The organism is Asanoa iriomotensis (genome assembly GCF_016862515.1).
Classification (GTDB): Bacteria; Actinomycetota; Actinomycetes; order Mycobacteriales; family Micromonosporaceae; genus Asanoa; species Asanoa iriomotensis.
This window is the reverse complement of record NZ_BONC01000012.1, coordinates 53,766-71,690: the sequence shown is the minus strand read 5'-3', so window position 1 is coordinate 71,690 and position 17,925 is coordinate 53,766. Positions and strand designations below refer to the sequence as shown.

Sequence of the window (17,925 nt, the reverse complement as noted above, 5' to 3'; positions counted from 1 at the left end):
CATGACGCAGACCGCACAGCAGGCCGGGCGTCCTCGCGCGACGAGGGCGCCCCGCCGCCTGCCCTACCTCGTCCGGCAGCTCATCACGCTGCTGGTGACCCTCTTCGCGATCACCATCGTCATCTTCGGGCTGACCGCGATCGCCGGCGACCCCGCGCGCGACATCCTCGGCCAGTACGCCACCGACGAGCAGGTGGCCGCGTTCCAGCAACTGCACCACCTCGACCAGCCCGTGGTGGTGCGCTACCTCGAATGGCTCGGCGGCGTGTTCCGCGGCGACCTCGGCACCTCGTACCAGTCGAACGGCCCGGTCTGGGACGTCATCTCGCCGCGGCTCGGCCCGTCGATCGTCCTCGTGCTGCTCTCCTGGGTGCTCACCGTGGTCGTCTCGGTGCCGATCGGCCTCTGGTCGGGTGTGCGCCTGCGCGGCCGGCGCGACGCCTCCCTGACGTTCGTGACGCTGATCGTCGCCGCGTTCCCGGAGTTCGTCCTCGGCCTGATGCTGGCGATCCTGCTCGGCGTCTGGCTCGCCTGGCTGCCGGTCGACTCCACCGCGGTCAGCTACGGCGGCCTGTTCGACAGCCCGTCCGCCTACGTGCTGCCGGCCATCACGATCGCGCTCGGCACCATCCCGTACATCATCCGGCTCATGCGGGCCAACGCGCGCGAGGTGGCGTCGGAGACCTACGTGCGGGCCGCGGTGCTGCGCGGCGTCACCGAGCCGTCGCTGTCGCTGCGGCACATCCTGCCCAACGCGGCCCCGCCGGTGGTCACCGCGCTGGGCCTCCAGTTCGCCGGTCTGATCGGAGGCGTGGTGGTCGCGGAAACCCTGTTCGGCTTCCCCGGCATGGGCCAACTGCTGGCCCAGTCGGCCGCCTCCCGGGACGCCCCCGTGGTCGAAGCCCTGGCACTGATGATCGGCGCGCTGTTCGTCGTCGCCAACCTCGCCGCCGACGCCATCGTCGTGTACGTGACGCCCAAGCTGCGGGACGCGGTCCGATGAGCGCGGACGTCCTGAAGAACGTGACGGCGGCGGACGTGCCGCTGCCGCGGCAGCGCAGCCTGCGCAGCTTCCTGGCCATACCGCAGGGCGGCTTCGGTGTCGGCCTGCTCCTGCTGCTCCTGGCTCTCGTGGTGGTCGGGCCGTTCATCGCGCCCGACTCGCCCAACGAGATCAGCGACCAGCCGATCCTCGGCCCATCGGCGCAGCACTGGCTCGGCACCGACTCCTACGGCCGCGACATCCTCAGCCGTGTCCTGCACGGCGGCGCGTCCGTGATCCTGCTGCCGCTGCTCGCCGTCTCCGCCGCCATGGTGGTCGCCACCCTCGTCGGCCTCGTCGCCGGCTACCTCGGCGGCAAGGTCGACGCGGTCGTCACCTGGGTCATCAACATCGCCCTGGCGATACCGTCGTACCTCGCCGTGCTGGTCGTCGTCGCGGCCTTCGGCGGCGGGGGAGCGGTGGTGGTCACCGCGGTCGCGGTCGTCTACGCGCCCTACATCACCCGGGTCATCAGGTCCGCGACGCAGGCGATCGCACCCCGCGAGTTCGTGCTCGCCGCCCGCGCCCGAGGGGAGTCCCTCGGGTGGATCCTGTTCCGCGAGATCACACCGAACATCGGGCCGACCCTGCTCGTCGAGATCGCCCTGCGGTTCACGTACGCCATCATGTTCATCGCCTCGTTGAGCTTCCTCGGCCTCGGCGTCCAACCGCCCAGCGCCAACTGGGGCGTGATGGTCGCCCAGAACCGGGCGCTGCTGCTGGTCTCCCCGGTCGGCGTGCTCGTGCCCGCGCTGCTGATCGGCGTGCTGGCCATCGCCGTCAATCTCATCGCCGACGCGCTGACCCAGTTCTTCGGCGACCGCATCCACGAACGGCTGATGGTATGACGACGACACAGACCGCGCGCACCGACGGCGACCTGGCCGCCGAGGGCCTCTCCGTCGGCTACCGCGCCCGGGGCGGCCTGACCCAGGTGCTGGCCGACGTGACCGTCACACTCCACTCCGGACAGATCCTCGGGCTGGCCGGCGAGTCCGGCTCCGGCAAGAGCACCCTCGCCCTGTCGCTGCTGGGCTACCGCGTATCCGGCCAGGAGACGCTCGCCGGCCGCGTGGCGTTCGACGGACGCGACCTCGACGGGGCGTCCATCAAGGAGCTGCGCAAGGTCTGGGGAGCCCGGCTCGCCTACCTGCCGCAGGACACGGCGACCTCGCTCAACCCGGCGCTGACGATCCGCCGCCACTTCGTCGAAGGGTTGCGCCGCCATCGCGGCCTCGACACCGCCGCCGCGGTCGCGCGCAGCGCCGAATGGCTGGCCCGGGTCGAGATCCCCGAGCCGGAGACCGCGCTGCACAAATATCCGCACCAGTTCAGCGGCGGCCAGCAGCAGCGCATCGCGCTCGCGCTGGCGCTCTCGGTCGAGCCCGAGGTGCTCATCCTCGACGAGCCGACGACCGGGCTCGACGTGGTCACCCAGGCACACGTCAACCGGCTGATCGTGACCCTGGCCCGCGACGCCGGCATCGCCGCGCTCTACGTCAGCCACAACCTGGCGCTGCTGGCCACCGTCTGCGACGAGCTGGCCATCATGTACGCCGGGCAGATCGTCGAACAGGGCATAGCCGCCCAGGTGTACGCCGCGCCGCGGCACCCGTACACGGCGGCCCTGATCGGTGCCGTGCCCACGATCGCCTCCGACCGGCCGCTGCACGGCATCCCCGGCATCCCACGCCCGTCGGTGCCGGTGCACACCTGCGGGTTCGCGCAACGGTGCACCTTCCGCACGGACGCCTGCGAGACCGACATCCCGCTGGTCGCCCTGGCCGACGACCGCGCCGCCCGGTGCATCCGCCTCGACGAGCTGCCGACCTTCGATCCGTCAGCCGAGCACACCACGGCCGTCGTGGTCGACCGCGCGACGGCGGCCAAGGACCTCGACGCGATCCTCACCGTCGACAACGTCGGCGTCGTGTTCGCCCGGCCCGGCTCCGGCGAGCCGTTCGTGGCCGTCGACGACGTCTCCGTGCGCGTGCCGGCCGGCCGCGCGCTGGGCATCGCGGGGGAGAGCGGCAGCGGCAAGTCCACGCTGCTGCGCGCGATCGCCGGCCTGGTGCGCCCGTCGTCCGGCACGATCAGCTACCGCGGTGCCGCCCTGGCCAGCACGGCCGGCGAACGGCCTGTCGCGCTGCGCCGGGCCATCCAGATCGTGTTCCAGAACCCGGACGCCACCCTCAACCCGCGGCACACCGTCTACCAGTCCCTGGAACGGCCGCTCAAGCTGTTCCGGCCCGACATCGCCAAACGCGACCGGCGCGACGCGGTGGCGGCGATGATGCGCCAGGTGCGGCTCGCACCCGACCTGCTCGACCGCTACCCGCGCAACCTGTCGGGAGGGCAGCGCCAGCGCGTCGCGATCGGCCGGGCCCTGCTCGCCGAGCCCGAGGTGCTGCTCTGCGACGAGGTCACGTCGGCGCTCGACGTGTCGGTCCAGGCGTCCATCCTGGAGCTGCTGGTGGGCCTGCAGGCCGAACGGGAGCTGACCGTGGTGTTCGTGACCCACGACCTGGGCGTGCTGCGGGCGGTCGCCGACGAAGCGATCATCCTGCAGAACGGCGCGATCCGCGAGGCCGGGCCGACCACCCGGCTGCTGCGGGAGCCGACCCACCCGTACACGAAGGAGCTCATCGCCGCCGTGCCCGACCCGGACCGGGCCGCGGAGTTCCTGAGTGGAGGGTCCTGACCGTGCATCCCGCCGCGCGGGCCGAGTTCGCGCCCCTCGACCGCACCTACCTCAACACCGCCGGGTACGGCCTGCCCACCGCAGGCACCGTGACCGCCCTTTCGGATGCGCTCGGGGCGTGGCAGGAAGGATCGGCCGACTGGGTACGCGACTGGGACGCACCTGCCGAACGCGCCCGCGCCGCCGCCGCGCCGCTGCTGGGCGCACCGGTCGACGAGATCGCCCTGCTGCCCGCCGTGTCCGTCGGCGCGGGCGTCGTGCTCGGCTCGCTGGCTGCCGGCGGCGAGATCGTGGTGCCACAGGGCGAGTTCGCCTCGGTGCTGTTGCCCGCCCTCGTCGTCGCACAGGCCCGCGGGATCCGGGTGCGGCAGGTGCCGTTCGACGCCCTCGCCGACGAGGTCGGCCCCGACACCACGCTGGTGGCGACCAGCCACGTGCGCTCGAACGACGGCCGCGTGCAGGATCTCGCGGCGGTCGCCGCCGCCGCCCGGGCCGTGGAAGCGGCAGTGCTCGTCGACGCCACCCACGCCGCCGGCGTGCTGCCCGTCGACGCGGTCGCGCTCGGCCTCGACTACGTGCTCGTCGCCGCCTACAAGCACCTGCTCTGCCCGCGCGGCGTCGCGCTGATGCGGGTCGCGCGGGAGCGCTGGGACCAGGTGCCGGCCGCGGTCGCGTCCTGGCGGTCCGCCGGCGACGCGTACGCCCACTACTACGGGCCCTCGCTCGCCGACCTCGCGCCGACGGCCGCCCGCTACGACGTCTCGCTCGCCTGGCACGCGTGGGTCGGAGCCGTGCCCGCCCTGGAGTTCCTCGCCGGCGTCCCGGCCACCGAGCGGCGTGACTGGTGCGTCGGCCTCGCCGACGAGGCCGCCAAGCTGCTCGGCCTGCCGCCCACCGGCTCGTCGGTGCTGGCCGTGCCGGTCACCGGCGGCGCCGCGGCGGCCCTGCGCGCGGCGAACATCGTGACCTCGGTGCCGCCCACCGGCGCCGCCGCCCTGATCCGGCTGTCCTTCCACCTCTACAACGACCTGTCCCAGGCCCGGCTCGTCGCCGACGTGCTGGCGCCGCACCTGGAAAGAGGGAGCACCCGATGAGCACGGTCGTGCAGCTCGAGTACGTCGGCGACCTCGCACCGTACGACGAGGAGGAGGCCGCGCTGGCCGAGGCCGGCGCGTCGCTGACCGTCGTGCGGGCCGCCGACGGCGACGCCCTCGTCGAAGCGGCCGGCGACGCCGACGTGATCTGGGTCGAGTGGACGCCGCACCTCACCCGCGACGTGCTGGAGCGACTGCCCAAGCTCGGCCTCGCCATCCGCTGGGGCGTCGGCTACGAGCAGATCGACGTCGCCGCCGCCACCGAGCTCGGCATCGCCGTGGCCAACGCGCCCGCCTACTGCACCGAGGACGTCGCCGAGCACGCCCTCGCCATGCTCCTGGCCGTCTCCCGGCAGGTCGTCTTCCGCGACCGCCAGGGCCAGCAGGGCCTGTGGCGGCACGGGCCGGCGAAGCAGAAGCGGCTGGCCGGCAGCACCGTCGGCGTGGTCGGCCTCGGCCGCATCGGCAGCCACGTCGCCAAGGTCGCGGCCGCGTTCGGCGCCACCGTGCTCGGCTACGACCCGGTCGTCACGTCGCCGTCGGTGCGTCAGGTGGGTTTCGAGGAACTGCTGGCCTCCGCCGACTTCGTCAGCGTCCACGTGCCGCTCACCGCCGAGACCCACCACCTGTTCGACGCCGACGCCTTCGCCCTGATGCGGCCGGACGCCACCCTGGTCAACACCAGCCGCGGCGGGGTGGTCAGCCAGGCCGCCCTGGTGGAGGCGCTCGACGCCGGCCGGCTCGGTGCGGCGGCCCTGGACGTCTTCGAGCAGGAGCCGCTGCCGGCCGACAACCCGCTGCGCGGCCGCGACAACGTGATCCTGACCCCGCACGAGGGGGCGAACTCGCCGCAGTCCGGACGCGACCTGCGCCGCGCGGTGTACGGCGCCACCGTCGAATGGCTGCGCACCGGCTGGACCGACGCGATCGTCAACCCGCAGGTCCGGCCGCACGCCCGGGCGGGCCGCTGATGCCCCGCCGGGTTCTCGCCCAGGGCGGCGGGATCATCCTGCGCGAGGTGCCGGACCCCGTGGTCGGGCCCGGCGACGTGCTGGTCCGCCCGCGCTACTCGGTGATCAGCCCGGGCACCGAACGCTCGATCGTGCGCGCCACCCGGACCAGCGTCGCGGACGCGCACGAGTACCCGAACGCCGCCTACACCTGGCGCACGGTCCGGTCCGGGGCGGTGCGCGGCCAGACCCGGATGCCGGAGATGCCGCCCACCGACGCGGCGTCCCTCGGCTACAGCCTCGCCGGCACCGTCGTGGCGGTCGGCGCGGACGTGCTCGACCTGCGGCCCGGTGACCTGGTCGCCTGCAGCGGCAGCCAGTGCGCGTACCACTGCGAGCTCGTGGCCGTGCCCCGCAACCTGACCGTGCCGGTGCCGGCCGGCGTCGACCTCGCCGCGGCGGCGCACGTCACGCTGGGCGCGGTCTCGATCGAGGCGCTGCGGCGCACCGAGTGCCGCTTCGGCGAGACCGTGGCCCTCTTCGGCAGCGGCATGCTCGGCCTGCTGATCGCCCAGCTCGCGGCCTCGGCAGGCGTCTACGTGGTCGCGCTCGACACCAACACCGCGCGGCTCGCGCTCGCGACCCAGTTGGGCGCGGTCGCGACGCTCACCGACACCGGTGCCGAGGAGCTTGCCCGGGTACGCGACCTGACCGGCGGGTTCGGCGTCGACGCCGTGATCGTGGCCGCCGCCGACCCGGGCAGCACCCTGGTGAACTTCGCGTTCGACCTGTTGCGGCCCGGCGGGCGGGTGGTCGCGCTCGGCGACTTCGGGATGGACCTCGACCGGGCGCGGTTCTTCGGCGCGCAGGCGACGTTCGTGCCGTCGATCGCGTACGGGCCCGGCCGCTACGACCCGGTCTACGAGGAGAACAACGTCGACCTGCCGATCAGCGTCGTGCGGTGGACCGAGAACCGGAACATGGGCCACTTCGTCCGCCTGCTCGCCGAGGGGCGCGTCGACCTCGACGTGATGAAGGCGGTCCGGGTGCCGTTCGCGGACGCGCCCACGGCCTACGAGGCGCTGTTCGCCGAGGACTCGCCGCTGACCGCGGTGCTCGACTTCGGTGACTGACCTACGCTGGCTCGCCGACCCGCGGCTGTCACCCGACGGCACGCGGGTCGCGTACGTCTCGCGCTCGCTCGACCACGACGCGGACCTGGTGGCCTCCCGGGTCGGTGTGGTGCCGGTCGGTGGCGGGCCGACGGTCTGGTTCGGCACGGGCGCGGCGCCGCGCTGGTCGCCCGACGGCCGGCTGCTCGCGGTCTCGCGCGGGGAGACGCTCTGGGTCGTGGACGTGGCCACCGGCGCGGAACGGCAGATCGCCCGGCAGGGCGGGGGAGAGGTCACCGAGGCGGTCTGGTCGGCCGATGGTCACCTGTTGGCTGTTGCCCGCGCGGCGATTGTCGAATCGGCCAATGGTATACGAGTAGACGGGTTGCCCGGGTTCTACCGCCGCCATCGGCGGATCCAGGTCGTCGATCTGGATGGCCGTCCGCAGTGGACGCTGCCCGGTGACGCTCGTGCTCCACAGTGGTCACCGCAAGGCGCGCGGCTCGCCTTCCTCACCGATCGGTTCAGCGGATGGGGCGACCTGTGCGTCGCGACCGGCCCGGACCAGATCGAGCGCGTCACCGACGGCGCCGGTCCGGTGCGCGGCTTCGCGTGGTGCCCCGACGGCGCCCGGCTGGCCTACCTCGGGCACAAGCACGGTGACGCCGGCGACGTGAACCTGCGGCTGTTCCTGACGTCCCCCGCCGCGGAGCTGACGACCGACTGGACGCACGGCCTCGGCAACCCGGTCCGCGGCGACGACCCGCGCGGCACCGGCGACGCGCCCGTGGTCTGGTCCGCGGCCAGCGACCGCATCTACACCGAGGTGGCCGTCGGCGGGCGCGGGCCCCTCGCCTGGTTCGCACCCGCGTCCGGCCGCAGCGGCCGGGTCTTCGACGGCGCGCACACCTGCCTGTCGCCGTCGGTCGGCGGCGGCCGGATCGCGTTCGTCCGCAGCGACGCCCTCAACCCCGGCGACGTCCACGTGGCCGACGAGCCGACCGGCCGCTCCCGCGCGGTGACGGAGGCCAATCCGTCGGCGGTACGCGACGCCGCGCCGATGACACCGGTGCCCGTCGAAGGGGTCGACGCCTGGCTGACCGCACACGGCGGCGGCCGGCAGCCGTTGTTGGTCAACGTGCACGGCGGCCCCCACGGCGCGGTCGGTTGGCGGCACACGGCCGAGGTGCAGCGGCTGGCGGCGCGCGGCTACGCGGTGCTGACCCTCAACCCGCGCGGCAGCCAGGGCTACGGCGAGGAGTTCGCGACCGCGATCCGCGGCGACTGGGGCGGCGCCGACTGGCAGGACGTCACGGCGGCGGTCGACGCCGCGGCCGCGCTGCCCGGCATCGACCCGCGGCGGATGGCGATCTGGGGCGTCAGCTACGGCGGTTTCATGACCCAGTGGGCGATCGCCCACACGGACCGGTTCGCCTGCGCGGTCAGCGAGAACGGCATCAGCGACTTCCTGGCCGCGTGGGCGTCACCGTTCTGCGACCTCCCGATGGGCGGCCCGCCGTGGAGCTCACCGCGGTTCGTGGACCGGTCGCCGCTCGTGCACGCCGACCGGATCCGCACACCCCTGCTGCTCGTCCACGCCGAGCACGACCACGTCTGCCCGGTGGCGCAGAGCGAACAGATGCACGCCGCGCTGCGGCTGCTCGGCCGCGACGTCGCACTGGTCCGGATCCCCGGCGAGGGCCACCTGATGAACCTGCATGGCCGCCCGTCGAGCCGGGCCCGCCGCGCGGCGGCGATCGACGATTTCCTCGACCGCCACCTGCGCCCGTCGACTCAGACGAACGCGTGAGCCGCGGCCACGCACCGCTGGCGGATCGCGCCGATGCGCTCGATGGTGCTGACCACCTCGTCGCCCGGGCGCAGGTAGACCGGCGGCGTGCGGCCGGAGCCGACGCCCTCGGGCGTGCCCGTGAAGATGAGGTCGCCGGGCAGCAACGGGCACACCGCCGACAGGCGGGAGATCAGGCCCGGCACCGACACGATCATGTCGCGGGTGCGGCCCGACTGCATCAGCGCGCCGTTGACCGTGCACTCCAGCAGCAGGTCGTCGAGATCGTCGAACTCGTCGAGGGTGACCAGCCACGGGCCGGTCGGTCCGAAGCCGGGGAACGACTTGCCGAGGCTGAACTGCGGCGTCTGACCGAGCGTCTGCACCCGGCGCTCCGAGTAGTCCTGCCCGACCGTGAGGCCCGCGATGTAGGACCAGGCCTCGTCCGTGGTGACGTGGTCGGCCCGCCGGCCGACGACCGCGACCAGCTCGACCTCCCAGTCGACGGTGTCACCCACGATCGGCAGTTCGCCGTGCGGGCCCGTGATGCAGGTCGGGAACTTCGTGAACGTGATCGGCACTTCCGGGATGTCGTAGCCGGCCTCCAGCGCGTGCGCGCCGTAGTTGAGGCCGATCGCGAACACCTGCGCGGGCCGGGGCGACGGCGCGCCCAGATCGGCCTCGTCGACCGCCGTGGCTTCGGCCGCACCGTCGAGGCCGGCCGCCCACGCGGTGAACTCGGCCCAGCGGTCGTAGACGGCGGCGGGGTCCGCCGGGAAGCGGCCACCGCTCGCGCGCTCGACGTCGATGCCGCCGGCGGGCGTGACGACGGTCAACCGGCCGGCGACGTTGGCAATCCGCATGTGCCGCTCCTTGCTGCGCCAAAGGGCCGGCCGCCCGGCCCGCCTCAGCATCACGCCCAAGTGTTCGACTAGTCAATAGAGTTTCGAAAACAAGCGAGCTTTTCCTTGAGTACGCCCGAGAGCGAAAGCTAGTCTGTCGCTCGAACCCGCTCCACAGGGGAGGAATCCGATGGCCACCGAGTCACCACAGGAGGCCGCCGGTCGTGCCCGCGCGGTCCTCGCCGACCTCGACGGTGTCCTGCCCGAGGTCGACACCCTCTACCAGGACCTGCACACCAACCCCGAGCTGTCCGGCGCCGAGGTCCGCACCGCCGGCATCATCGGCGCCCGCTACAAGGACGCCGGGCTCGAGGTGACCCCGGGCGTCGGCGGCCTCGGGGTGGTCGGCGTGCTGACCAACGGCCCCGGGCCGGTCGTCGGGGTCCGCGCCGACTTCGACGCACTGCCGATCGCCGAGGACACTGGCCTGCCGTACGCGAGCACCGCCGTCGGCACCCGCGCCGACGGGACGACTGTGCCCGTCATGCACGCCTGCGGCCACGACCTGCACACCGCGAGCCTGATCGGCGCCGCCCAGCTGCTGGCCGCGCACCGCGACCGCTGGCGCGGCACGCTGGTGCTGATCGCGCAGCCCGCCGAGGAGACCATGCAGGGCGCCAAGGCGATGCTCGGCGACGGGCTCTTCGACCGGTTCCCCCGGCCCGACGTGGTGCTGGCACAGCACTGCGCGATCACCCGCACCGGGATGGTGCACCACAAGGCCGGGATCGCGTACTCGGCCTGCCGGAACTTCCGGATCACCATCCACGGGCGCGGCGCGCACGGTGCCGCGCCGCACTGGTCGGTCGACCCGGTGCTGCTGGCCGCGCAGACCATCGTGTTGCTGCAGGGGATCGTGGCCCGCGAGGTCGATCCTGACGAGATGACCGTGCTGACCGTGGGTTCGGTGCATGCCGGCACCCGGCCCAACATCATCCCGCCCGAGGCGGTGCTCGAGGTGACGCTGCGCGCCACCAGCGAACCCGTGATGGACCAGCTCCAGGCCGCCATGGAGCGGATCGTGAACGGCGTGGCCGTGACCGGCCGGGCACCCCGCCCACCGGAGATCGAGCTGTGCGAGCACACGATCGCGGTGGACAACGACGACACGGTGACGGCCCGGGTCCGCGCCGTGCACGCGGAGCTGTTCGGCGCCGCCGACGTGATCGACCTGCCCGAGGCCAACAAGGGCAGCGAGGACTTCGCCTACTACGCCTCCCACGCCGTGCGGCGGATACCGGCCACGATGTGGTTCTACGGCAGCACCGCCGCCGCGCTGTGGGACGCGGCCGACGGCGACCTGCGCGAGCGGATGGCCCGGATGCCGGGGCAGCACACGCCGTTCTACGCGCCGGACCGGCTGCCCACGCTGCGCCGCGGTGTGGAGACGCTCGTCGCGGGCGCGCTGGCGTTCCTGCCGGGGCGGCCGGCATGAGCGCGGCGCTGCGGGAGATCGAACGGCGCGTGCTGTGGCTCGCCGTGCGGATGGTGGACGCCGCCAACCGCGAACGCGAGACCGGCGACGGCGTCAAGGTCGGCGGCCACCAGGCGTCGTCGGCGTCGCTCGTGTCGGTGCTCACGGCGCTCTACTTCGGACACCTGGGGCCCGCCGACCGGGTCTCGGTCAAGCCCCACGCGGCGCCGGTGTTCCACGCGATCCAGTACCTGCTCGGCAACCTGGATCCCGCCTACCTCACGCGGCTGCGCGCCCGGGGCGGGCTGCAGGCGTACCCGTCGCGCACGAAGGATCCCGACGGCGTCGACTTCTCCACCGGTTCGGTCGGTCTGGGCGCGGCGGCGCCGCTGTTCGCCGCCGCCACCCGCCGGTACGTGGACGCCCACTTCGGTCCCCGCCCGCACGCGCGGTTCGTCGCCGTGCTCGGCGACGCGGAGCTCGACGAGGGCAGTGTCTGGGAGGCGGTCGCCGACCCCGCGACCGCCGGGCTCGGCAACGTCATGTGGGTCGTCGACCTCAACCGGCAGTCGCTCGACCGGGTCGTCCCGGGCATCCGGGTGGCGCAGTGGTCGGCGCAGTTCGCGGCGGCCGGCTGGCACGTGGTGGAGGTCAAGTACGGCTCGCGGCTGCGGGCGGCGTTCGCCCGCACCGGCGGCGACGCGCTGCGGGACTGGCTCGACCGGATGCCGAACGAGCACTACCAGTCGCTGTTCGGGCTGACCGGGGAGCCGCTGCGCAAGCAGTTCCTCGACGGTGCCCCGGCGCCGGTCGTCGCCGCGGTCGCGGACGTGCCCGACGACGACCTGGCTCTGCTGCTCCAGGACCTGGGCGGGCACGACGTCTCCGCCCTGCTGGCCGCCTACGCCGAGTGCGACCGGGTGACCGACCGGCCGAGCGTCGTGTTCGCGTACACCGTGAAGGGTTGGCATCTGCCGGCGGCCGGGCACCCGCGCAACCACTCGGCGTTGCTGACCGGGGAGCAGGTCGACGCGCTGCGGGCCGCGTCGGGGCTGACGGTCGCGACCGAGTGGGACAGGCTCGACCCGTCGACGCCCGCGGGAGAGCTGGTCGCCGCCAGGCAGGCCGCGCTGGGCCGCTCGTCGGGGCCGGCGCCGCAGCAGCCGATCGTGCCCGTGCGGTCCGGCGTGCGGGTGGGTGCGCGGGCGTCCACTCAGGAGATGTTCGGCCGGGTGTTGACCGATCTCGCCCGCGATCCGTCCGTGGCGCCCTATCTGGTGACGACGGCGCCGGACGTGGCGACCTCGACGAACCTCGCCGGTTTCATCAACCGCACCGGGATCTTCGCACCGGACGCGCGGACGACCTGGTCCACCGATCCGGTGCTGCGCTGGGTCGAAGGGCCGTCCGGGCAGCACATCGAGCTGGGCATCTCCGAGATGAACCTGTTCATGCTGCTCGGCCAGCTCGGCCTGGCCGGGGAGCTGTCGGGGCAGCCGCTGCTGCCGGTGGGCACGGTCTACGACCCGTTCGTGTGCCGCGGGCTCGACGCGTTCATCTACGCGACCTACAGCGGTGCGAGCTTCGTCGTGGCCGGCACGCCGTCAGGGGTGACGCTGGCACCGGAGGGTGGCGCCCACCAGTCGACGCTCACCGCGTCGCTCGGGTTGGAGCTGCCGGGCGTGACGTTCGCGGAACCGGCGTACGGCGCCGCCCTCGACTGGCAGCTCTGCGCCGCCCTGGGTGCGGTGGCCGCCGGCCGCGGTGCCTTCTACTTCCGGCTCACCACCCGGCCGATCGACCAGGCGCCGTTCGAGGAGGCGCGGGCGCGACTCGGCGACGCGGTGCTGCGGCGGCAGGTGCTGGCCGGCGCCTACCGGCTGCGCGACGCCGGCCCGCAGGCGGTGGTCCAGCTCGTCGGCAGCGGCGCGGTGCTGCCCGAGGTGCTGGCGGCGGCCGACGAGCTGGCCGACGAGGGTGTGGCCGCGCACGTGGTCGACGTGACGTCGCTGGACCGGCTGTACGCGGACTGGCAGGCGGCGGTGCGCGCGGGCATCCGGTCGGCCCGGGTGCCGGCGCTGCCCGGCGCGCTGCGGACCGCGTTCGCGCCCGGCGTCCCGCTGGTGACCGTGCACGACGCGGCCTCGCACGCGATGGCCTGGCTGGGCTCCGCCCTCGGCGTGGCCTGCGTGCCGCTGGGCGTGGACGGGTTCGGGCAGTCGGGCACCGTCGCCGACCTGTACGCGCTGCATGACCTGGCACCGGGAGCGATCGTCAACGCCGCGCTGTCGGCGGTGGCGCTGCATGGCTGACCTGGTGCTGACCGGGGGCACCGTCGTCGACGGGCGCGGCGGGCCGCCGGTGGTCGCGGACGTCGCGGTCGCCGACGGCCTGGTGTCGGCGGTGGGCGCGCCCGGGACGCTGCGCGGGTCGCGGACGGTGGACGTCTCGGGCAAGGTGGTCAGCCCGGGGTTCGTCGACATCCACTCCCACGCGGACTTCACCCTGGCCGTCGACGGGCGGGCGCAGAGCAGCGTGGCACAGGGCATCACCACGGTGGTGACGGGCAACTGCGGGCACGGCGTGGCGCCGGTGACGGACCGGTCCGCGCCGCTGGTGCCGACGAACATCCCCGGCTGGCGGGCCGCCTGGGACTCCGCGCAGAGCTGGCGTTCGTTCCCCGAGTACCTCGACGCGCTGCGGGCACGGGGTGTCGGGGTCAACGTCTTCCCGCTCGTCGCGCATGGTGCACTGCGGCTGGCGGTGGCGGGTTTCGAGACCCGTGCCCTCTCCGCGGGCGAGCTTTCCCGCCTGCGCGGGTTGGCGGCCGAGGCGATGGACGCGGGGGCCGTCGGCCTCTCGACCGGACTGGAGTACGCGCCAGGGCTGGCGGCTTCTACCGCCGAGTTGGTCGCGGTGGCCGGGCCGGTCGGTGAGCGCGGCGGCCTCTACGCCTCGCACTGTCGCAATCGGACGGACGCGATCGTGGCGGCGGCCTCGGAAGCGGTGGCGGTGGCGGAGCGGACGGGCTGCCGACTGCAGCTCTCACATTTCGTGCGGCGACCCACGTCGAGCGACCGTTCGATCTTCTATCAGGCGGTCGACGTGGTGCGCGCGTGCCGGACCCGGTCGCGGATGGACGTCTTCCCGTTCACGCACGGCCCGACGCCGCTGCCGACGTTCGTGGTCCCGATGTCGCTGCGCGACGCACCGCGCCGCGAGGTGGCGCGCCGGCTCGCGGACTTCAGCCTGCTGGAGACGCTGGACCAGCGATTCGTGGACGCGCTGGCGGGCGGCGAAGCGGCGGCCTGCCACGTCGCCTCCGACGGGAGCGACGGCGCGCTGGTCGGGCGTACCCTCGGCGACCTGGCTCTTGAATGGGACCTGGCACTGCCCGAGGTGGTCCTGGAGATCCTGCGCCGGGCGGGCGACGACTTCTACGACGCGGTCGTGGTCGAGCCCGTCTTCGCGGACGCCGACCTGCGCTGGGCCCTTGCCCAGCCGGATTTCCTCGTCATGGGCGACGGCCTGACCGGCGCGCTCGACGGCCCTCTTGCCGGCCACGCGATGTGCGCGTCGGACTGGGGGTACGTGCCGGAGATGCTCGCCCGCTTCGTCCGCGACGAGGGGTTGGTGCCGCTGCCCGAGGCGGTGGCCCGGATGACGTCGGAGCCGGCGGCCCAGATCGGCGTCACGGACCGCGGCGTCATCGCACCGGGCTACCGCGCCGACGTCGTGGTCTTCGACCCGGCCCGGGTCGGCACGCCGGTGCGCGAGGACGCCCTGGTGGCGCTCCCGTCAGGAATGGACGAGGTCCTGGTCAACGGCACAGCCGTCGTCTCGGCCGGCCGACTCACGGGTGCGTTGCCCGGCGTGGTCGGAAGAGCGTGACGGGACGCCGTTCTGGATGACCTGGCGGACCTTGCGGAGTGCGCCCAGGTCGGCCAGGGGGTCGCCGTCGACGAGGACGAGGTCGGCCGTCTTGCCCACCTCGATCGTGCCGAGGCGGTCGGCCAGGCCGAGGTTGGCGGCCGCGTTCCGGGTGGCGGCGAGCAGCGCCTCGGTGGGGGAGAGGCCGATCTCCGCCATCAGGGCGATCTCCTCCGGCAGGCCGCCGTGTGGGTTGAAGGGCGTGCCGGCGTCGGTGCCGGCGGCGAACCGCACACCTGCCGCATGCGCGCGGCGGAAGCTCGCGGCCCGGTCCTCGACCACCGCCTGCGACTTGGCCCGCAGCCACGGCGCGAGGCCGTCGCCGTGTGCGAGGGCGCACTCGACACCGGCCAGCGTCGGCACGAGGTAGACGTCCTCGCGGGCGAGGAGCAGTTCGATCGCCTCGTCGTCGAGGTAGAAGCCGTGTTCGACCGAGTCGACGCCCGCCCGCAGCGCGTTCTTGATGCCCTCGTTGCCGATCGCGTGGGTCGCCACCCGCAGGCCGGCGTTGTGTGCCTCGTCGACGAGGACCTTCAGCTCGTCGGGTGTGTACGCGGTGCGGCCCGCGGTCACGCCCGGTGTGAGCAGGCCGCCGGTCGACATCACCTTGATGAAGCCCGCGCCGTCCTTGACCGCCTGGCGGGTGGCCTTGCGCACCTCGTCGACGCCGTCGGCCTCGCGGCCGAGGAAGTGGCCGTGGCCGCCGGTGATCGTGATGACCAGGCCCGCCGCCTGGACCCGGGCGCCCTCGACCAGGCCGTCGTCGATCGCCCGCCCCAGCTCGATGGCGACGCCGCCGAGGGCACCGCAGTCGCGGACCGTCGTCACGCCCGCGTCCAGGTGGGCGCGCGCGTTGCGGGCCGCGTGCAGGGCGGCGCGGGTCGGGCTGTCGCCGGTCATCTGGGCGATGATGTCGGGCGTCGCCGTGGCGCACAGGTGAGTGTGGCAGTCGATCAGGCCGGGCAGCAGCGTCGCGCCGGCACCGTCGATCACGGTCTCGGCGGGCTCGCCGCCCACCGCGTGGATCAGTCCACCGTGGATGGTCACGGTGGTGTCGACCAGACGGTCGCCGATGAACACCCGGGCGCCGACGATCGTGATCATGTGTCCTCCAGCTCGCCCAGGTGGTCGTCCATCACCGCCGCGATCCGGCCCGGGTCGCGGCTGCGCAGGGCCCGCAGCGTCTCCTGGTGGATGTGCACGGTGTGCGCGTAGTCGGTGTACTTCTCGTCGAAGCCGTCCAGCAGGATCGCCAGCTCCTCCATGATCTCGTGGGAGTAGCGGGCGAGCCGCGGGCTGCGGGCCGCCCGGGCGATCTCGTAGTGGAACAGGTCGTTGGCGTGCACCCACTCCGCGGGCCTGCCGCGCGCGGGGGCCAGCATGCCGATCGCCGCCTCCAGCGCCGCGAAGTTCTCCTCGGTGCCGCGCTGCCCGGCGAGCCGGGCCAGCTCCTGCTCGACCGGCCGGCGGGCCTCGGTCAGCTCGGCCAGGGTGGCGCGCTGCCCGGCCCGGGAGAGGCCCAGCACACCGGGCGGCACGATCGAGGTCGCCACCTCGACGCCGCCGGTGTGGCCGCGGGTCACCCGCAGCACGCCGGCGTCGGCGAGCAGACCGACGGCCTCGCGTACGGTCGGCCGGCTCGTGCCCAGCATCGTGGCCAGGTCGTCGATGCCCGGGATCCGGTCGCCGGCGACGAAACGACCACTGCGGATCGCGTACGTGATCTGGTCGACGACGTCCTCGTAGAGCCGCCCGCCGCGGACCGGGACGAACGGGGGTTCGGTCACGCCGCGACCACCGCGCGCACGGCGTCGAGCGTCGGCTCGATCTCGGGAAACGGAGCCGTGACGGCGCCCGGCGTCTTGAGCCCGCTCCCTGTGACGACGTGCACCACGCGGTCGCGCGGCCCGATCAGCCCGTCGGCGCGGGCCTGCCGGATCGCGGCGATTCCGGCGGCCGCACCGGGTTCCGCGAAGACACCGGCGTGCTCGCCGAGCAGCCGCATGGCCTCGAGGATCTCGGCGTCGTCGACGGCCGAGAACGCGCCGCCGCTGGCCCGCACCGCCCGCAGCGCCTTGACGGCGTTGCGCGGCCGCCCGACGGAGACGGAGTCGGCGACGGTCCGCGCGTGGACGGGCTCGATCTCCTCGCGCCCGGCGGCGAACGCGTCGACGATCGGCGCGGCTCCCGCCGGCTGCACGGCCAGCAGCCGCGACGCGCCGTGCCCGCCCTCGGCCAGCCCCTTGCCGATGGCGGCCACCGTGCACCCGTCACCGACCGCGACGCTCACCCAGTCGGCGGGCCCGTCACGGAGTTGCTCGGCCAGCTCGAGCCCGCAGGTCTTCTTACCTTCCATGAGGTACGGATTGACGGCGCAGTTGCGGTCGTACCACCCGAACGCCCGGGCGGCGTCCTCGCACAGGTAGTAGGCGTCGTCATAGCTGCCGCGCACGAGCACGACCCGCGCGCCGAACGCGGCGAGCTGAGCAAGCTTCCCGGCGGGCGTCCCGACCGGCACGAAGATCCGCGCGGTCAGCCCGGCCACGGCACAGGCACCGGCCAGACTGGACGCGGCGTTCCCGGTGGACGCGCACGCGATGTCGCCGAACCCGCCGTAAGCGGCGAGCTCGACGGCCAACGCCGACGACCGATCCTTGAGCGACCCGGTCGGGTGCCGGCTCTCGTCCTTGATCAGCAGCTCCCCGACGCCGAGCAGGGCGGCAAGCCGGGGTGCGGGCAGCAAGGGGGTTCGCGAAAGGTATCCGGCGGGCAGGACCCGCGGCGCCGCCGGCAGGGGCAGGTGCGTCCGATAGCGGTCGAGCGGATCTTCGCCCGCACCCGGCTGGCCAGGTGACACGACGACGTCGAGGATGCCGGCCAGCCCTTCGTGCCGCGGGCAGACATGAGCGTCGACTGTGGACGGATGCGCCTGGTCACACACGACACACCGCAACTCGACCGGCAGGAGATCGCTCATCGACCCATTGGACG

Annotated in this window: 13 protein-coding genes and 2 pseudogenes; 11 read left to right on the top strand and 4 right to left on the bottom strand. The window is 73.7% G+C overall.

All coding sequences use genetic code 11. From position 1 onward, the window contains the following. Nucleotide 1 precedes the first annotated feature (1 nt). From Air01nite_RS11160 to Air01nite_RS11130, 7 genes are read left to right on the top strand one after another with little or no spacing between them, the layout of a single operon-like run. Complete coding sequence (locus Air01nite_RS11160; protein WP_203701941.1) at nucleotides 2-1,003, top strand: ABC transporter permease; 1,002 nt, start codon at nucleotides 2-4, stop codon at nucleotides 1,001-1,003. Then, nucleotides 1,000-1,890: an ABC transporter permease gene (locus Air01nite_RS11155; protein WP_203701940.1), complete on the top strand. Its 891-nt coding sequence runs from the start codon at nucleotides 1,000-1,002 to the stop codon at nucleotides 1,888-1,890. The genes Air01nite_RS11160 and Air01nite_RS11155 overlap by 4 nt, the downstream gene beginning before the upstream one ends. Then, nucleotides 1,887-3,743, top strand: coding sequence for a dipeptide ABC transporter ATP-binding protein (locus tag Air01nite_RS11150; protein WP_203701939.1), 1,857 nt, complete (start codon nucleotides 1,887-1,889; stop codon nucleotides 3,741-3,743). Before Air01nite_RS11155 ends, Air01nite_RS11150 begins: the two co-directional genes overlap by 4 nt. Nucleotides 3,744-3,745: 2 nt before the next feature. Continuing rightward, nucleotides 3,746-4,837 carry an aminotransferase class V-fold PLP-dependent enzyme gene (locus tag Air01nite_RS11145; RefSeq protein ID WP_203701938.1) on the top strand — a complete coding sequence of 364 codons (1,092 nt, stop codon included), beginning with the start codon at nucleotides 3,746-3,748 and terminating at the stop codon, nucleotides 4,835-4,837. Continuing rightward, nucleotides 4,834-5,808 (top strand): C-terminal binding protein, encoded by a 975-nt coding sequence (locus Air01nite_RS11140; protein WP_203701937.1) that lies wholly within the window; start codon nucleotides 4,834-4,836, stop codon nucleotides 5,806-5,808. The genes Air01nite_RS11145 and Air01nite_RS11140 overlap by 4 nt, the downstream gene beginning before the upstream one ends. Next, nucleotides 5,808-6,920 carry a zinc-dependent alcohol dehydrogenase gene (locus tag Air01nite_RS11135; protein ID WP_203701936.1) on the top strand — a complete coding sequence of 371 codons (1,113 nt, stop codon included), beginning with the start codon at nucleotides 5,808-5,810 and terminating at the stop codon, nucleotides 6,918-6,920. The genes Air01nite_RS11140 and Air01nite_RS11135 overlap by 1 nt, the downstream gene beginning before the upstream one ends. Continuing rightward, nucleotides 6,913-8,709, top strand: coding sequence for a S9 family peptidase (locus Air01nite_RS11130; RefSeq protein ID WP_203701935.1), 1,797 nt, complete (start codon nucleotides 6,913-6,915; stop codon nucleotides 8,707-8,709). The genes Air01nite_RS11135 and Air01nite_RS11130 overlap by 8 nt, the downstream gene beginning before the upstream one ends. Here Air01nite_RS11130 and Air01nite_RS11125 read toward each other — a convergent pair. After that, complete coding sequence (locus Air01nite_RS11125) at nucleotides 8,694-9,551, bottom strand: fumarylacetoacetate hydrolase family protein (protein ID WP_203701934.1); 858 nt, start codon at nucleotides 9,549-9,551, stop codon at nucleotides 8,694-8,696. The two genes, Air01nite_RS11130 and Air01nite_RS11125, sit on opposite strands and share 16 nt — an antisense overlap. Nucleotides 9,552-9,720: 169 nt before the next feature. Between Air01nite_RS11125 and Air01nite_RS11120 the strand changes: the two genes are divergently transcribed. From Air01nite_RS11120 to Air01nite_RS11110, 4 genes and pseudogenes are all read left to right on the top strand, one after another. Then, the gene (locus Air01nite_RS11120; RefSeq protein WP_203701933.1) at nucleotides 9,721-11,025 is read left to right on the top strand and encodes an amidohydrolase; all 1,305 of its coding nucleotides are present in this window, start codon (nucleotides 9,721-9,723) and stop codon (nucleotides 11,023-11,025) included. Next, nucleotides 11,022-12,108, top strand: a pseudogene (locus Air01nite_RS41880) (thiamine pyrophosphate-binding protein); the annotation flags it as partial. The gene Air01nite_RS11120 and the pseudogene Air01nite_RS41880, both read left to right, overlap by 4 nt. A 101-nt stretch (nucleotides 12,109-12,209) precedes the next feature. Beyond that, a pseudogene (locus tag Air01nite_RS41875) lies at nucleotides 12,210-13,316 on the top strand (transketolase-like TK C-terminal-containing protein); the annotation flags it as partial. After that, nucleotides 13,309-14,895 (top strand): N-acyl-D-amino-acid deacylase family protein, encoded by a 1,587-nt coding sequence (locus tag Air01nite_RS11110; RefSeq protein ID WP_203701931.1) that lies wholly within the window; start codon nucleotides 13,309-13,311, stop codon nucleotides 14,893-14,895. The pseudogene Air01nite_RS41875 and the gene Air01nite_RS11110, both read left to right, overlap by 8 nt. Here Air01nite_RS11110 and Air01nite_RS11105 read toward each other — a convergent pair. From Air01nite_RS11105 to thrC, 3 genes are read right to left on the bottom strand one after another with little or no spacing between them, the layout of a single operon-like run. Continuing rightward, the gene (locus Air01nite_RS11105; RefSeq protein WP_203701930.1) at nucleotides 14,803-16,038 is read right to left on the bottom strand and encodes a metal-dependent hydrolase family protein; all 1,236 of its coding nucleotides are present in this window, start codon (nucleotides 16,036-16,038) and stop codon (nucleotides 14,803-14,805) included. The genes Air01nite_RS11110 and Air01nite_RS11105 overlap by 93 nt on opposite strands. Continuing rightward, entirely contained in the window at nucleotides 16,035-16,721 is a 687-nt protein-coding gene (locus tag Air01nite_RS11100) for a FadR/GntR family transcriptional regulator (RefSeq protein ID WP_203701929.1), read from the bottom strand. Before Air01nite_RS11100 ends, Air01nite_RS11105 begins: the two co-directional genes overlap by 4 nt. Then, the gene (gene thrC, locus Air01nite_RS11095) at nucleotides 16,718-17,911 is read right to left on the bottom strand and encodes a threonine synthase (protein ID WP_203701928.1); all 1,194 of its coding nucleotides are present in this window, start codon (nucleotides 17,909-17,911) and stop codon (nucleotides 16,718-16,720) included. The genes Air01nite_RS11100 and thrC overlap by 4 nt, the downstream gene beginning before the upstream one ends. Between the last annotated feature and the right edge of the window lie 14 nt (nucleotides 17,912-17,925).

What these genes read in the sequence shown, in the direction of transcription:
- Air01nite_RS11160 (WP_203701941.1), top strand. Translation starts at nt 2, where the DNA reads ATGACGCAGACCGCACAGCAGGCCGGGCGTCCTCGCGCGACGAGGGCG.
- Air01nite_RS11155 (WP_203701940.1), top strand. Translation starts at nt 1,000, where the DNA reads ATGAGCGCGGACGTCCTGAAGAACGTGACGGCGGCGGACGTGCCGCTG.
- Air01nite_RS11150 (WP_203701939.1), top strand. Translation starts at nt 1,887, where the DNA reads ATGACGACGACACAGACCGCGCGCACCGACGGCGACCTGGCCGCCGAG.
- Air01nite_RS11140 (WP_203701937.1), top strand. Translation starts at nt 4,834, where the DNA reads ATGAGCACGGTCGTGCAGCTCGAGTACGTCGGCGACCTCGCACCGTAC.
- Air01nite_RS11135 (WP_203701936.1), top strand. Translation starts at nt 5,808, where the DNA reads ATGCCCCGCCGGGTTCTCGCCCAGGGCGGCGGGATCATCCTGCGCGAG.
- Air01nite_RS11125 (WP_203701934.1), bottom strand. Translation starts at nt 9,551, where the DNA reads ATGCGGATTGCCAACGTCGCCGGCCGGTTGACCGTCGTCACGCCCGCC.
- Air01nite_RS11120 (WP_203701933.1), top strand. Translation starts at nt 9,721, where the DNA reads ATGGCCACCGAGTCACCACAGGAGGCCGCCGGTCGTGCCCGCGCGGTC.
- Air01nite_RS11110 (WP_203701931.1), top strand. Translation starts at nt 13,309, where the DNA reads ATGGCTGACCTGGTGCTGACCGGGGGCACCGTCGTCGACGGGCGCGGC.
- Air01nite_RS11105 (WP_203701930.1), bottom strand. Translation starts at nt 16,038, where the DNA reads ATGATCACGATCGTCGGCGCCCGGGTGTTCATCGGCGACCGTCTGGTC.
- thrC (WP_203701928.1), bottom strand. Translation starts at nt 17,911, where the DNA reads ATGAGCGATCTCCTGCCGGTCGAGTTGCGGTGTGTCGTGTGTGACCAG.